Source organism: Shewanella sp. MBTL60-007 (assembly GCF_019654915.1).
Lineage (GTDB): Bacteria > Pseudomonadota > Gammaproteobacteria > Enterobacterales > Shewanellaceae > Shewanella.
Window position 1 is genome coordinate 1 of sequence record NZ_BPET01000001.1, and the last position, 13,411, is coordinate 13,411.

The window sequence follows — 13,411 nt, forward strand, 5'->3', positions numbered from 1 at the left end:
CTAGGAATTTAATTCCTCTAAAGAGCCGTTCGAGACTAGGACGTTGATAGGTCAGGTGTGTAAGCGTTGTGAGGCGTTGAGCTAACTGATACTAATGACTCGTGAGGCTTAACCATACAACCCTGATGGGTTTTGTATGAGAGACTAATGTTTCTGACAAAATTAGAACTTACTCTGAAAAGAGTGGCACTTAATGTAGTGTGAACCCAATTTTTAAGACTTGCATAGCGAGTCCAGCTTTTCAAATTTACCAAATTTGTCTGGAAACCATAGAGCTGTGGTCCCACCTGAATCCATTCCGAACTCAGAAGTGAAACACAGTATCGCCGATGGTAGTGTGGGGTCTCCCCATGTGAGAGTAGGTCATTTCCAGGCGCTAATTAACGAGAAAGCCCGCTACGATGTAGCGGGCTTTTTTCGTTATTGCCTGGAAAGATGACCGAACGAACATGGGGAAGTAGAGAGTGCATGCGAAGCATGCTTCAAATCATGTGTACCCAGAGGGCATAATAAATAGTAGGGTGAAGCCCTTGTGCTTATCAAACGAAGTTTGATGCAAGGGGGAACGCGGAGAGCTTGCTCGAAGCTGGCCATTTCCAGGCGCCAAACTTTTCTCTAAAGATTGGCGAAAAAGCCCTAGCAAACAACGCTAGGGCTTTTTTCGTATATGCGCTGACCAAAATTGTTCCAGACAATTTAAGGCACTTCCTATATCCATATAGGTCGCGCGAAAAGAACGACTCCCGATGTCGCCCCGCCGCTGAGCGGGGCCAGAAACTGCATCCATGCGTTTCAGGCATTCGGCACATCCATGTGCCTTGCCTCCAGCTACGAAGGCAAGCTTCTCCGCGTTCACTCTTCACTTAAAGCAGAGGGGCTGAATACTGCGTATTCAAAGCGCCTCACTTTCACCCCCATGTGTTCGCTGCGCGAACCGAGTAGCTCATTTCCAGGCTTCAAATTAAGTGAGAAAGTACTTATCCTCGAATGCTATAGATGGGATTAGAGAGGAGTTGCGTTTGGGCGACACAAAAGTAATTAAGATTACCTAATCAATGTATCGTTACCGGTTAAGGTGACTTTTCTACTTAAGCACGTACGTGCAATACCTACCCCCGACGTCAACCCGCCGCTGAGCTTGGACAGAAACTGCATCCATGCGTTTCAGGCATTCGGCACATCTGACGTTTAGGACTAACAAATGCCTTGATGGCATGGATGCCAAGGAAAGGCCATGTGCCTTGCCCCCAGCTTCGTAACAAGTTACTCGCGCTTCAAAGCCCTTGAATGCGTTGCATCCAGAGCAGGGCTTCTTCGCCCCCATGTGTTCGCTACGCGAACCGAGTAGCTCATTTCCAGTCGCCAAATAACGAGAAAGGTGACCACTAGAACATGGGAAATAAAAAGCCCGAACGGAGTGAGGTTCAGTACCCATGTGGAGGTCGATAAATGTTCCTGACAATATCGACACTTCCGCCATCCGTGGCGGTCGCAGGGTGAAGCCCTTGTGCTTATCAAACGAAGTTTGATGTAAGGGGTGAACGCGGAGAGCTTGCTCGAAGCTGGCCATTTCTAGGCGCCTGTCTTACTGGTAAAGAGTAGTGAAGAAGCCACCTACTCTTATACGATAAAAGCATGTTGCTTTTTCTGTTACCCATCAATTTAAAGCCCAACTTTTATATTCATATCTTCATAGGTAAGCCGAATTTCTCCACCGTGAGGGGATAATAGAAGGAGTTTATGTTTAAAGGGGGAATAGGAGGGATTTAGTTCCTTTTTGATGAGGAGCAAAGATGGGAGTCGCTGCCGAGGAAGAATATAGCTAGAAGCGCTTATGGCTTTGTCTAAGCGTTATTTTCTAATGGAGTGATTTGACGGTGGCTGTAAGGAATAAAAAAGCCAGAGCGAGGCTCTGGCTTGTTAGATGTATGGCTTAAATTGGCTTACTTATCTTCTTTTAACCACTGAGCAGCGCGTTTCGCGAAGTAAGTTAGGATGCCATCTGCGCCTGCGCGCTTAAAGCAAAGTAATGATTCCATTACGATAGCCTTTTCTGCTAACCAACCGTTTTGAATTGCAGCCATATGCATGGCATATTCACCGCTTACTTGATAGGCAAAGGTTGGCACTGCAAGCTCAGTCTTAACGCGGTGCACGATATCAAGGTATGGCATGCCTGGTTTAACCATAACCATATCAGCACCTTCTTGAATATCTAAAGCCACTTCATGTAGTGCTTCATCGCTGTTAGCTGGGTCCATCTGGTAGCTGTGCTTATTGCCACCCTTTAGGTTGCCTGCTGAGCCTACTGCGTCACGGAAAGGACCGTAGTAGTTAGAAGAGTATTTAGCCGAATATGCCATGATTTGTGTATTGACGTGGCCAGCTTCTTCTAGAGCCTTACGAATAGCGCCAATGCGGCCATCCATCATATCTGAAGGAGCAACAATATCTGCTCCCGCTTCAGCGTGAGACAATGCTTGCTTGACTAAGATCTCTGTGGTGATGTCATTCATGATGTAGCCGGTTTCATCAATGATGCCGTCTTGACCATGGGTAGTAAATGGATCTAGTGCAACGTCTGTCATCACACCTAGCTGAGGGAATGCTTCCTTCAATGCGCGTACGGCACGTTGAGCCAGTGCGTCGGCATTGTAAGCTTCTTCAGCCATTAAGGTTTTTTTCTCAGCTGGAGTCACTGGGAATAATGCGATCAGTGGAATGCCAAGCTCTACTAGCTCTTCAGCTTCTTTTAGTAGTAGGTCAATTGAAAGACGTTCTACGCCTGGCATAGAAGCGACCTGTTCTGTGCGGTTGTTACCTTCTAAGACGAACATAGGGTAGATCAAGTCATTGACTGTTAGCTGATTTTCAGCCATTAGACGACGACTAAATTCATGTTTACGCATACGGCGCATTCTACGTTGTGGGTAGGCACTAGTAATAATATTCACATTTAGCTCCAGACGATGGTGATATTAATCTTGATCAGGGCAATATAGCTTTACTCGATTTCGCCCGTCATTCTTTGCTTGATAAAGTGCTTTATCTGCTTGTTCTAATAATAAAGTCGTGTGTTCTTCTGAGGTGATGATTTCACTGCTCACCCCAATACTAACCGTTAGAGGGATCTTATTTCCGCCCCAACTGATAGGTAGTTCGCTGATAACTTTTCTTATTGTCTCAGCTACTTGTTGCGCACCTATCTTATCAGTGTTGGGTAATATAATAGCAAACTCCTCCCCCCCAAAACGTGACACTAGATCGGTTGGTCGCTTTAAAATCTCTTTTAAGTTGTCGGCGATAACTCTTAATGCTTGGTCACCAGCTAGGTGTCCGTGGGAATCATTGATTAGTTTGAAGCGGTCTATATCCAGCATCAAAATTGAAAGGGGCGTCTGCTGTCGGCGGCTAATTCGTCCTTCGGCTAGAATACGTTTATCGAATGATGCACGATTTTTTACGCCCGTTAGACTGTCTACCCTTGTCTGCTCGGTGAGCTTTTGGTTCGCCTCATTAAGCTCTCTTAACGCAATCTCTAGCTCTAGGGTTCTCTCTTGCACCATTTTCGCTAGTTTTTCGCTCCCCCTAGCTTCAATGCGAAGTGCTTCCTCTTTGATCTCTTGGGCTTTCTTCGCTTGGAGTAGTGCATCTTTTTGTATTTGTAACTTAGCTAGGCGTTCATCGTTATATCGAATTGCCAGTAGCGCTGCCATAAAAATCACTTCGATGCTCAGCCCTATCATGAAGGGGGTTTTAGCTTGTAGATCCCAGTGAAGAAAGCCTAGATAGATAGCGCCAGATAAAAGTGCGCCTAGCATCATACCAGCCCAACCAATGGCAAATAGCTTTGCTAATTTATTACCTTTGAATGCTTGCGCTAGAGACATGTACATTAACATTACGCTAGATAACATGACCGCATAAATATTGAGCGTTAATGCGGTCGAGTAGTCGAGTAGTAGACCAATAAAAAGCAGTAGTACAGACATGGCGGCGCTGACGCGACAGAACCTAAGCATGGCTTGATTGTGGTATTTAAGGTGCATGACCTTTTCAGAGAATAAAAAGGCAAACATTATTGAAAGGCTTAGCAGTGCAGGCAGAGCAAACTCTTGCATGCGTGGCCACTCAGGCCAGAGAAACCTAAATGCTAGCCCATGTAGGCTGGCCACAAAAAGGGTTATGGAGAGAACATAGCCAGCATAATAGCTATAGCTGAATGAGTGTGATGTCACCGCAATCAATAAGCTAAAGATGCCAATCGCCATGAGTACACCAATTTGAAAACCATATAAGATTGAATGCCGCTCAGCATCCTGGTAGTAGGCATCGCTAGCCCACAAGGTTATCGGTAAACTGGATGTTCCGGATGTCTTGATTCGCAAGTAGAAGTGATGCGTATCTCCTAGCTTGCTGTTAAATGAGTACAGCAATTGGGTGCTTAAAATGGGTCTTCTGCTGAACGGGAAGCTATCTCCAGCCTGAAACTGGTTAAGCAATGTTGAGCCGTTAAAGTGATAAAATTCAATATAGTCGAGGTGTGGATTAGCGAGTGATAAGATCATTTCTCTTGGAACTCTCGCTTTTTGAGTTAATGAAAATTTTATCCAATAGGTTTTTTTTGCGATCCCTCTCATTTCCTTCGGATCGTATTTTTGCCATCTAAAAGGTGACGATGCCGCTACCTGGGTTATATTAGAAAGCTCATCGAACTGAGCAACGTATAACTGAGATGTCAGTTCAACTTTATCCGCGGTATGCTCATCAATAAGTAGCGGTTCTTTAGCTGCTGTGAGGCTGGAAAAGAACAATAGAGCTATAACCAACAGTAGATATTGGGCCTGCATTAATACTCTAAACCAAAAAACGTTCGGCTATTTTTATAGGTTACAGCTGAAAAGTCATCAATACTCTGTTTTCTAAGATCGGCAATATACTGAGCAATATAAGGGAGGTATTTAGGTTCATTTTTACTGGATTTGGGCTTTGGACGCATACTTCTGGGTAAGAGGTAAGGGCTGTCGGTCTCTATTAACAAGCGCTCATCAGGAATATAAGGAACTATTGAGGCTAGTTCTTGCCCTCTACGTTCATCACAGACCCAACCGGTGATCCCTAGATAAATGTCTTGCTCTAGGTAAGCATCGAGTGATTGTTTGTTCCCTGTAAAGCAATGCAATAAGGCTGCCGGTAGGTGTGGGCGGTATTCTGTTAAAATGGCTAAAAAATCCTCATGAGCATCGCGTTCGTGCATGAGTACCGGCATCTTTAGCTCAACAGCTAGAGCAAGTTGTTCTGCGAAGGCTTTGCGTTGCATGTCTCGAGGGGAGAAGTCTCGATTATAATCCAAACCACATTCACCTATGGCTAGGACGCAAGAAGATTGGGCTAAACTGCGGATCCGAGCCGCACTATCTGCTTTCCACTCGCTTGCGTGATGAGGGTGAACGCCAGCCGTACTATAGAGCTGTTCAGGAAATTGCTCACAGAGACCGATTGCTTGCTGACTCTCTTCTAGATGACTACCAATCACCACCATAGAAGTGACCGAATGTGCAGCTGCATCTTCTACTACACGGTGAATATCTTTTTCAAGCGAGCTGCCAATCAAGTTGACAGCTATATCCATATACTTAGGCATTACTTTAAGCGCTTTACTCTAATAGTTGTGTTGCGATCATCTAAGCCGAGCATGAATGAGCCAAGCGCTGCTTTCTCGATATAGACGGTTTGATCGGCCTTTAATCTATATGAGCGGCCGTCGGTTTGTTTCCAGACTTGGCCGTTAGTAAATTGGATTTTTAGCGCCCCATAGGCATCTTTGGAAACCTTACTTACATTTAAGTAGATCTTATTGATCTCCTCATCTTCGCTCTTTTTAACTTTGCCAAACTCATCTTGAGAGCTGCCCGTCGTAGAAACGACAGCTGTGCTTGATGTGGCGACCGAAACTGTTTCGGTCGCAGGGAGCGTCTTTGTAACGGTGCTATTTGGTTGAAGAGACTGCGCTAGGTTGTCATAACAAATTAAGCGCTCAAGTTTATCTTCTATAGAGGCGCACTTGGCTAACTGCGTTTCGATCGATGCATATGCACTACTGGAGAGCATTAAAGATGCCGTTGTGAGTATTAATAGCTGTGCTTTCATCAAAAATAACTTCCTTTTACTCTATAGATAGACTCACACTGATTTTACATTTTATTCGGATAATTGAAACACAAATGTGATGGGGTAATGGGGGGAGGCTGAAAACAAAAAAGGTATTATCTACGTCTTTTATTACGAGATAATACCTTTTAGATACGCGCTTATTTAGTCAGTGTGCTAAGACTCAGATTTTTCCTGCTCAATATCATCTTCATCTTCATCTTCATCTGGTTTGCTGTAAAAACGCGCCGCAAATAATCCACCTTCAAACAGGATAAGCATCGGAATTGCTAACATTGTTTGAGAGATGATGTCTGGTGGTGTCAGTAGCATACCGATGACAAATGCGCCGACCACAATATAGGGTCGCTTTTCTTTTAGCTCTTCTGGTGTCGTTACACCGGCCCAACATAACAGAATTACTGCCACAGGGATTTCAAAGGCTAAACCAAATGCAAAGAACAGTTTGAGAATAAAATTCAAATAACTGCTGATGTCAGTAGCAACTTCAACACCATCAGGCGCTACGCTAGTAAAGAATCCAAAGACTACAGGGAAAACAATATAATAGGCGAAGGCAATACCTAGATAGAACAGTAACGTGCTGCTCGCTAGCAGAGGCATAACCAAGCGCTTCTCATGCTTATATAGACCTGGCGCGACAAATGACCACACTTGATAAAGAACGTAAGGCACTGCTATGAAAAACGACAGTACTAAGGTCAATTTAAATGGGGCAAAAAATGGCGCTGCAACATCGGTTGCAATCATACTGCTTGATTCTGGCAAAGCCTGCATCAAGGGTGTGGCCATATAATGGTAAATATCGTTGGCCCAATATACCAAGCAGATAAACACCAAAAGAACACTACCAATTGCTCGCAGTAACTTAGTGCGTAACTCAAGCAGGTGGCTGATTAATGGCTGCTGTTGTGACATGGACTACCCGTTAGGTTTGTCTGAATTAGCACTCGTTGTCGAACTTGTCTCTGCAGTCGGGGTTTCTTTGGCTGGAGTATCCTTAGCCGCAGGAACGTCTTCTACTTGATAAGGACGATTAACGGATTGAGCCGCTTCTTTTAATTGATCGATTGAATCCTGTAACTCTGGAGAGAGGTTCTTTAAACCCTGACTCTCTGCATTTTTCAAATCAGAGTGCAGTTGCTCAATCTTAAGCTCCTGCTCTAATTCGTCTTTTACCGAGTTAGCCATTTTTTTCATGGCGCGGATCCAGCTAGAAATTGAGCGCACCGCAGTTGGGAGTCTTTCAGGGCCAAGTACAACTAGGCCCAAGATCCCAATCAGCAGCAACTCCATAAAGCCGATACCGTCGAACATAGTCGATTACGCCTGTTCTTTGCCCTTAGACTCAGCCTTTTTCTCGGCTGTCTCTGCAACTTTTGCAGTGTCTGTCACTTTTGCAGTGTCAGCAGCTGGCTTGTCAGTCGCGTTTTCTTCTATAGCCTTCTTCTCTTCTTCAGAAGACATGGCGTTCTTAAAGCCCTTAACTGCACCACCTAAATCGCCGCCTAGTGAACGTAACTTCTTAGTTCCAAACAATAATACGACAATTAAAGCAATGATAAGAAGTTGCCAAATACTAATGCCACCCATGGATGAATCCTCTTAATTAGATTACTGGTTCTATTATGAACCTTTAGTTATTTAGGTCTAGCTAAAATTTGCGATTCTTTGGTCTTGATCGCCATCCCAGCACCCACAGAGTGATGCCTATGCCAATACTGCCATAAGAGGGCCATAGTGTAGCGCCTTGGTTTAACAAAATAGTGCCACAGATCACTAAAACAGCCGATGTAATCAAAAGATAGTTACTTTTATGCGCTTTTTGCTGATGTTTGAGATATCGATCTAACAATTTATTTTGATTTTTAGATAGGTCGCGGCCCATTTTTAAATTGTCATAGATAAGTTCGGGTAACTCAGGCAATTGTTCGGTCCAATATGGCAGTTTTTGTTTAACTTTTGCTGCCATTACCTTGGGGCCGACCTGTTCAGACATCCACTGCTCAAGAAAAGGTTTAGCTGTCTGCCATAAATCGAGTTGAGGATAGAGCTGACGTCCTAGCCCTTCGATGTAAAGTAGTGTTTTCTCTAGTAAAACTAATTGCGGTTGCACAACCATATCGAAACGGCGGGCAGTTCTAAATAGTTCTAGCAAGACGTGACCAAATGAGATCTCATCCAGCGGTTTATTAAACATTGGCTCGCAAACCACCTTTACCGCTTGCTCAAAAGCGCCAACATCCGTTTCAGGGCTAACCCAGCCCGATTCTATGTAGAGTTGAGCAATACGACGATAGTCACGATTAAAGAAGGCTAGGAAGTTTTCGGCTAAGTAGCGTTTATCTTCTTCGGTTAGCGTTCCCATAATGCCGCAATCCAAACCTATATAGAAAGGATCGTTAGGATGCTCTCTGCTAACAAAGACATTGCCGGGGTGCATATCTGCATGGAAGAAGTTATCGCGGAAAACTTGAGTGAAGAACAGTTCAACTCCGCGTTCAGCGAGTAGTTTAAGGTTGGTGCCTTGGGCTTCTAATGCCACTTTATCCGATACGGGAATACCATCGATACGTTCCATAACGATGAGGCGCGTAAAGCACAACTCTTCGTACATATAGGGGATATAGAGTGCGTTAGAATCTATGAAGTTATTGCGTAGCTTGATGGCATTTAGTGCTTCAAGCTTTAAATTTAGTTCGCCTTCGATAGTGGTGCGGTAATCCTCGACAACCTCAGCTGGACGTAAACGATTGTTGGCACCGAGTAGAGTCTCAAGAAAGTCAGCGGCTTGAGACATAAGCAGAAGGTCTGCATGCACCTTTTGCTCAACATCAGGGCGTAATACTTTGAGTACAACAGCGGCGCCATTAGATTTCAGCGTAGCAGTATGGACCTGGGAGATTGAGGCCGAAGCCAGCGGTGTGTTATCAAAATCATCGAAGTAAGTTTCGATGGGAGCGCCAAGCTCGGCTTCAATTGAAGCTCTAGCAATCGCAGAATCAAAGGGAGGCACCCGATCTTGCAGCATCGCCAACTCTTCCGCCCACTCATCTGACAGCAGATCTCTACGGGTTGATAGCATCTGGCCAAACTTGATGTAAACCGGACCAAGCTCTTGCATCGCAAGCTTGAGGCGCTCGCCACCGACTTTGTCTTTATGTTGATTTCGCAGCCAAAAGAAGCAATACCTTAGTAGTTTGAAGTACCAAGGCGTTAACTTAGAGGGAATTAAATCATCTAGCCCGTAGTGCAATGCAATACGGATTACGTGATAAGCGCGCCTGATACTTTTTACTGTCATGGTTTGGTTTTTACCCTATTGATAAGCTGGTCTATCCGTATCGCAGTCGCCTCCACATCGGCGCTGAGGTCTTCGATTCTATCACTTAAATGGATAAATTCGAGCTTGTGAGGAGCAAGTCGATACTCCTCGGTCGCAAGTTGACCTAGATGTGAGCGAGTCTTGAACAGTACACCCTTTACATCCCGCTTGGCTTGTTTAAAGCCTTGATGAATAAAGTGCGTGGGTGCATCACCAATATAGTGTGAAAGGGGCTCTGCAAAGTCTACTTCAACCTGTTGCATATAGTGGCTGAATGTCTGTAACAGGTTTAAATCCCCCTCGAGACTGAGTTTATCTTGTTTGATAAGTTCAGTGAGGTTTGCGCCCTCTGTCAGTTGGTAGAGGGTGGTGGCATCGGCATTCACTTTAGTGGTGACTTCGCCTTCGTAGCGAGAGAGTACGAGGATCTCTTTTGAAAATAGAAAGTACAGCGGCCAGTTAAGTTGTGATAGCTGGATGCATAGCACTTTGCCATGAATGCTACGTAAGTTAGCGTATTCTTCAGGAGTTTGAGAGATCAGCTTGTTTAAGCTGATCTCTATCGCGGCGCAGGCCAATAATGACAAGTCACGAGACATAGTGAGTCCTATCAGAATTTATAGCCCTTATGTAAGGCAACAATACCGTCAGTCATATTGGTGTAGTTGACCTGCTCAAAGCCGGCATTTTCCATCATCTGCTTCAAAGTCTCTTGATCAGGATGCATGCGGATTGACTCAGCTAGATACTCGTAGCTGTCAGCATCTTGAGTGATTAGAGAACCCATCTTTGGTAGCACTTTGAAGCTATAAATGTCATAAACCTTGCGCATGATTTCGTGCTGCGGCTTTGAGAATTCAAGTACAAGTAACTTTCCACCTGGCTTTAGTACTCGTAGCATAGAAGCGATTGCAGCATCTTTATCGGTCACATTTCGTAGACCAAAAGCGATGGTGATGATATCAAAGTGGTTGTCTGGAAACGGCAGTGCTTCAGCGTTAGCTTGAACGTAATTGACGTTACCAACAATGCCTTTGTCACGTAGTTTTTCACGACCGACCTTAAGCATTGAATCATTAATGTCGGCTAAGGTTACCTGGCCTGTTTCGCCAACGATGCGAGAAAACTTAGCCGTTAAATCACCAGTGCCGCCAGCGAGATCCAATACTTTCATGCCTGGACGTGCACCTGCACTTTCGATAGTGAATCGCTTCCACATGCGGTGGATACCGAAAGACATAACGTCATTCATGATGTCGTACTTTGCCGCGACAGAATGGAATACGCCAGCAACCAAGTCGGCTTTCTTTTCGGCTTCTACTGTTTTATAACCGAAGTGAGTGCTGTTTGAAGTGTCCTCTGACATCTATCTGTTCCTATACGTTAACAATGAAATTGTTGCGATTGTAAGTCATCAAAGTGAATTGCTGAATCTTTCATCTATCACTCTGTGACGCATGTTAGCTATCGGCTGACCAATAATAAGAAAATGCGCGTTAGCGCAGCCTATCGAAAAATTGACAGCGCATTACACCACAATATCTATCAATGTTGAATAATTATTACTAGCTACAGTGCATTAATACGTCCACTGATGTAGGAGTAGATCAATTCACTGATGCTTTGGCCTGTTTCACGGTGTCCCGCTGCAGTGCCGGCAACATGACAGCTAGGTGCGGCTTCAGCTAAGTGCAGGTACGCAGTTGGGCAATGTTTAGCTATGTAGCTGACATAGAACAGGGCATCGAGTAGGGGGACTCCAGCCGCTGTAGAAGCGCTGCTTGGCATATTGGTTATGGCGTCGAGATCAAGCTCTATAGCGACGGGGAGTTGGGTATTGTTTAAAGCATCGGAGATGTTTTTTACTGCAGTCTCGACACTGAGCTCTCGTCGAACCCAAATTTGCTGCAAGCTATGCCAGTGGCCGCCAAACACTTTTAGTTGCTCTAATGTCGCTTCGCTATTTTTAAGTTCGTGTAAACCCAGAACATGATAGTAGCCTAGTGCGCCTGAGGCAGCGGCATAACTAAAACCGTTACCACTATGGCGACCTTCCTTTGGTCTAAAATCGGAATGAGGGTCGAGGTTGACCGCGGCAATGGGGCGCTTAAGCCCAGCTTTTGCTGCCATCAGTAAACCGTAAGCGTTATTGTGGCCACCACCGATGACGATAGGCTCAAGCCCTGCACTAAATACTGCTGTGAGCAGTTCTATCACTCGCAGATCTAATTGTTCGACCCTGTTTCTTAATGACTCCGGGCTCGCATTAGGAGGAAGCTGCAGGTCTTGGGTATCGACTTGTCCTAGCACTAGGCATTGCTCGCCGCTTAAGAACCGGTTCGATTGCAAGTTGAGAAACTGTGCCATAGCGCTATCAAAAGCGTCATCGGCACCGCCACGGCCTAAGTTAGCGCGAGGACCTATATCTTCGCCTATCCCTATGATCACAAAGCGAGCACCATTGGCTTTTGCGTGAGCTAGATTCGCGCTTAGGTTCAGCGAAACGTCTGCTAGCTGAACGACTTCTCCAAGCTTGACCTCACCCTCTCGGGTATTGATTAGACTTGATAGTTTAGTGGTGCTGAAGAGGCTTAAATACTGCATCTTGTTATTCTTATTTTGAGCTTATCATTTAGCCTCTAGTTTAAGCGCTTAAATTTTGGCTGCAAGCCCAGCTTGTTTAGGATATAAAAAAGCCAGTCACTTAGGACTGGCTCTGATTCATTTGCTTTGGCAAAGGCTGCTAGTCAATGTCTAGCGGCTCTGGTGACAAAATGATACCCGTGTTATCAGCATAGACGTGATCGCCTGGTAAGAAAGTTACACCACCAAAGTTTACAGGGATCTCAAGCTCACCAACGGCATTACTATCGGCGCCGACTGGAATAGAGGCTAATGCTTGGATACCGATATCTAGATCTTCTAATGCATCGACATCGCGCACTGAACCGTAAATGATGATGCCTTCCCAGTTATTCGCAACAGCAGCTTCTGCAATGGTAGAGTCAAGTAGTGCACGGCGCAGTGAGCCACCGCCATCGACAAGTAGTACTTTCCCCTCTCCATCTTCCTGAAGTGCATCAATGATAAGGCCATTGTCTTCAAAGCATTTGACGGTGCTTATAGAGCCACCGAAAGAGTTACAACCACCATAATTGCTGAACATGGGTTCGACAACATCAACGACATCGATATAAGTGTCACAAAGTTCTGAGGTGTTGTATTCCATAAGAACACTCCTGATAGATAGAGATGCTCAGAAGTCCGAGCAAACAAGTAGTTGCACTCAGTATATAAGGGATTCTTAAAAAGAAAAGTGTTATCAATCACGCAATTGTCTATAAAGACGGCGTTCGCATAGGTTGTGGTAATATTTCTCCTTGCTGGTTAAAAAAACATCCAAAATATGATTCAGGTCATTATATGACGTTTTTTTATTACAGTTGGTCATCTTTTTTGTTAGCATGTCATCAGATAATTTAACTTAAACTCAAATTTTGAGCCGCTTTAGGGGCACGGATCCCCCGATTAGCATAGGGAAGGCATAGGGCCTAATAGAAGGTGCCTTATGGAAGCTGTTAATACTATTGAAATCATCGGTTATTCTGCATCAGTGATGGTTGCGATTTCACTTATGATGAAAGACATTATCTGGCTAAGATGTCTAAACTTTACCGGTTGTGCATTGTTTGTCATTTATGGTGCATCTATTGAAGCTTGGCCTGTTGCGGGGATGAATGCATTTGTTGCCTGCATCAACGTTTATCATTTGCTTAAGCTATATCGTAACCGCAACAACCCACAACTCGCCTCAGAATAATATCTGCAGAACTCCAGCCTGATCTTCCATTATTCAGGCTGGATACACCTACTCGTAATCCTAGCCGAGCTAATTTTACACTTCGAGAATCTCTG

Annotated in this window: 13 protein-coding genes and 2 rRNA genes; 3 read left to right on the forward strand and 12 right to left on the reverse strand. The window is 44.7% G+C overall.

What is annotated here, in order from left to right; genetic code table 11:
* Positions 1-116 (forward strand): 23S ribosomal RNA (locus K5Q92_RS00005); the annotation flags it as partial.
* A 143-nt stretch (positions 117-259) separates the two neighbouring features.
* Positions 260-375, forward strand: a 5S ribosomal RNA gene (gene rrf / locus K5Q92_RS00010).
* Positions 376-1,943: 1,568 nt separating this feature from the next.
* Here the strand turns inward: rrf and hemB are convergent.
* From hemB to rraA, 12 genes are all read right to left on the reverse strand, one after another.
* Positions 1,944-2,954, reverse strand: a complete 1,011-nt coding sequence (gene hemB, locus K5Q92_RS00015; protein WP_028766639.1) for a porphobilinogen synthase — start codon at positions 2,952-2,954, stop codon at positions 1,944-1,946.
* Between the two features lie 24 nt (positions 2,955-2,978).
* Positions 2,979-4,850, reverse strand: a complete 1,872-nt coding sequence (locus K5Q92_RS00020; RefSeq protein WP_220767005.1) for a diguanylate cyclase — start codon at positions 4,848-4,850, stop codon at positions 2,979-2,981.
* Positions 4,850-5,644, reverse strand: a complete 795-nt coding sequence (locus K5Q92_RS00025) for a TatD family hydrolase (RefSeq protein ID WP_220767006.1) — start codon at positions 5,642-5,644, stop codon at positions 4,850-4,852. The genes K5Q92_RS00020 and K5Q92_RS00025 overlap by 1 nt, the downstream gene beginning before the upstream one ends.
* Positions 5,644-6,150, reverse strand: coding sequence for a type VI secretion protein (locus K5Q92_RS00030; RefSeq protein WP_220767007.1), 507 nt, complete (start codon positions 6,148-6,150; stop codon positions 5,644-5,646). The genes K5Q92_RS00025 and K5Q92_RS00030 overlap by 1 nt, the downstream gene beginning before the upstream one ends.
* Positions 6,151-6,327: 177 nt before the next feature.
* Positions 6,328-7,089: a twin-arginine translocase subunit TatC gene (tatC, locus tag K5Q92_RS00035; protein ID WP_220767008.1), complete on the reverse strand. Its 762-nt coding sequence runs from the start codon at positions 7,087-7,089 to the stop codon at positions 6,328-6,330.
* 3 nt (positions 7,090-7,092) lie between these two features.
* The gene (gene tatB / locus K5Q92_RS00040) at positions 7,093-7,488 is read right to left on the reverse strand and encodes a Sec-independent protein translocase protein TatB (protein WP_220767009.1); all 396 of its coding nucleotides are present in this window, start codon (positions 7,486-7,488) and stop codon (positions 7,093-7,095) included.
* Between the two features lie 6 nt (positions 7,489-7,494).
* The gene (gene tatA, locus K5Q92_RS00045) at positions 7,495-7,764 is read right to left on the reverse strand and encodes a Sec-independent protein translocase subunit TatA (protein ID WP_220767010.1); all 270 of its coding nucleotides are present in this window, start codon (positions 7,762-7,764) and stop codon (positions 7,495-7,497) included.
* 61 nt (positions 7,765-7,825) lie between these two features.
* On the reverse strand, positions 7,826-9,475 hold the full coding sequence (gene ubiB / locus K5Q92_RS00050) for a ubiquinone biosynthesis regulatory protein kinase UbiB (protein ID WP_220767011.1): 1,650 nt from the start codon (positions 9,473-9,475) through the stop codon (positions 7,826-7,828).
* The gene (locus tag K5Q92_RS00055) at positions 9,472-10,095 is read right to left on the reverse strand and encodes an SCP2 domain-containing protein (RefSeq protein ID WP_220767012.1); all 624 of its coding nucleotides are present in this window, start codon (positions 10,093-10,095) and stop codon (positions 9,472-9,474) included. Before K5Q92_RS00055 ends, ubiB begins: the two co-directional genes overlap by 4 nt.
* 11 nt (positions 10,096-10,106) lie before the next feature.
* Positions 10,107-10,862 carry a bifunctional demethylmenaquinone methyltransferase/2-methoxy-6-polyprenyl-1,4-benzoquinol methylase UbiE gene (ubiE, locus tag K5Q92_RS00060; protein WP_220767013.1) on the reverse strand — a complete coding sequence of 252 codons (756 nt, stop codon included), beginning with the start codon at positions 10,860-10,862 and terminating at the stop codon, positions 10,107-10,109.
* 203 nt (positions 10,863-11,065) lie between these two features.
* Positions 11,066-12,100: a formimidoylglutamase gene (locus K5Q92_RS00065; protein ID WP_220767014.1), complete on the reverse strand. Its 1,035-nt coding sequence runs from the start codon at positions 12,098-12,100 to the stop codon at positions 11,066-11,068.
* Positions 12,101-12,239: 139 nt separating this feature from the next.
* The gene (rraA, locus tag K5Q92_RS00070) at positions 12,240-12,725 is read right to left on the reverse strand and encodes a ribonuclease E activity regulator RraA (RefSeq protein WP_202721254.1); all 486 of its coding nucleotides are present in this window, start codon (positions 12,723-12,725) and stop codon (positions 12,240-12,242) included.
* Between the two features lie 339 nt (positions 12,726-13,064).
* On the opposite strand from rraA, the gene K5Q92_RS00075 reads away from it, so the two are divergent.
* Positions 13,065-13,316 carry a uroporphyrinogen decarboxylase gene (locus K5Q92_RS00075; RefSeq protein WP_220767015.1) on the forward strand — a complete coding sequence of 84 codons (252 nt, stop codon included), beginning with the start codon at positions 13,065-13,067 and terminating at the stop codon, positions 13,314-13,316.
* Positions 13,317-13,411 lie beyond the last annotated feature (95 nt).

Excerpts from the sequence above, each read along its gene's own strand:
- K5Q92_RS00020 (WP_220767005.1), bottom strand. The coding sequence starts at position 4,850 with ATGCAGGCCCAATATCTACTGTTGGTTATAGCTCTATTGTTCTTTTCC.
- K5Q92_RS00025 (WP_220767006.1), bottom strand. The coding sequence starts at position 5,644 with ATGCCTAAGTATATGGATATAGCTGTCAACTTGATTGGCAGCTCGCTT.
- K5Q92_RS00030 (WP_220767007.1), bottom strand. The coding sequence starts at position 6,150 with ATGAAAGCACAGCTATTAATACTCACAACGGCATCTTTAATGCTCTCC.
- tatC (WP_220767008.1), bottom strand. The coding sequence starts at position 7,089 with ATGTCACAACAGCAGCCATTAATCAGCCACCTGCTTGAGTTACGCACT.
- tatB (WP_220767009.1), bottom strand. The coding sequence starts at position 7,488 with ATGTTCGACGGTATCGGCTTTATGGAGTTGCTGCTGATTGGGATCTTG.
- tatA (WP_220767010.1), bottom strand. The coding sequence starts at position 7,764 with ATGGGTGGCATTAGTATTTGGCAACTTCTTATCATTGCTTTAATTGTC.
- ubiB (WP_220767011.1), bottom strand. The coding sequence starts at position 9,475 with ATGACAGTAAAAAGTATCAGGCGCGCTTATCACGTAATCCGTATTGCA.
- K5Q92_RS00055 (WP_220767012.1), bottom strand. The coding sequence starts at position 10,095 with ATGTCTCGTGACTTGTCATTATTGGCCTGCGCCGCGATAGAGATCAGC.
- ubiE (WP_220767013.1), bottom strand. The coding sequence starts at position 10,862 with ATGTCAGAGGACACTTCAAACAGCACTCACTTCGGTTATAAAACAGTA.
- K5Q92_RS00065 (WP_220767014.1), bottom strand. The coding sequence starts at position 12,100 with ATGCAGTATTTAAGCCTCTTCAGCACCACTAAACTATCAAGTCTAATC.
- rraA (WP_202721254.1), bottom strand. The coding sequence starts at position 12,725 with ATGGAATACAACACCTCAGAACTTTGTGACACTTATATCGATGTCGTT.
- K5Q92_RS00075 (WP_220767015.1), top strand. The coding sequence starts at position 13,065 with ATGGAAGCTGTTAATACTATTGAAATCATCGGTTATTCTGCATCAGTG.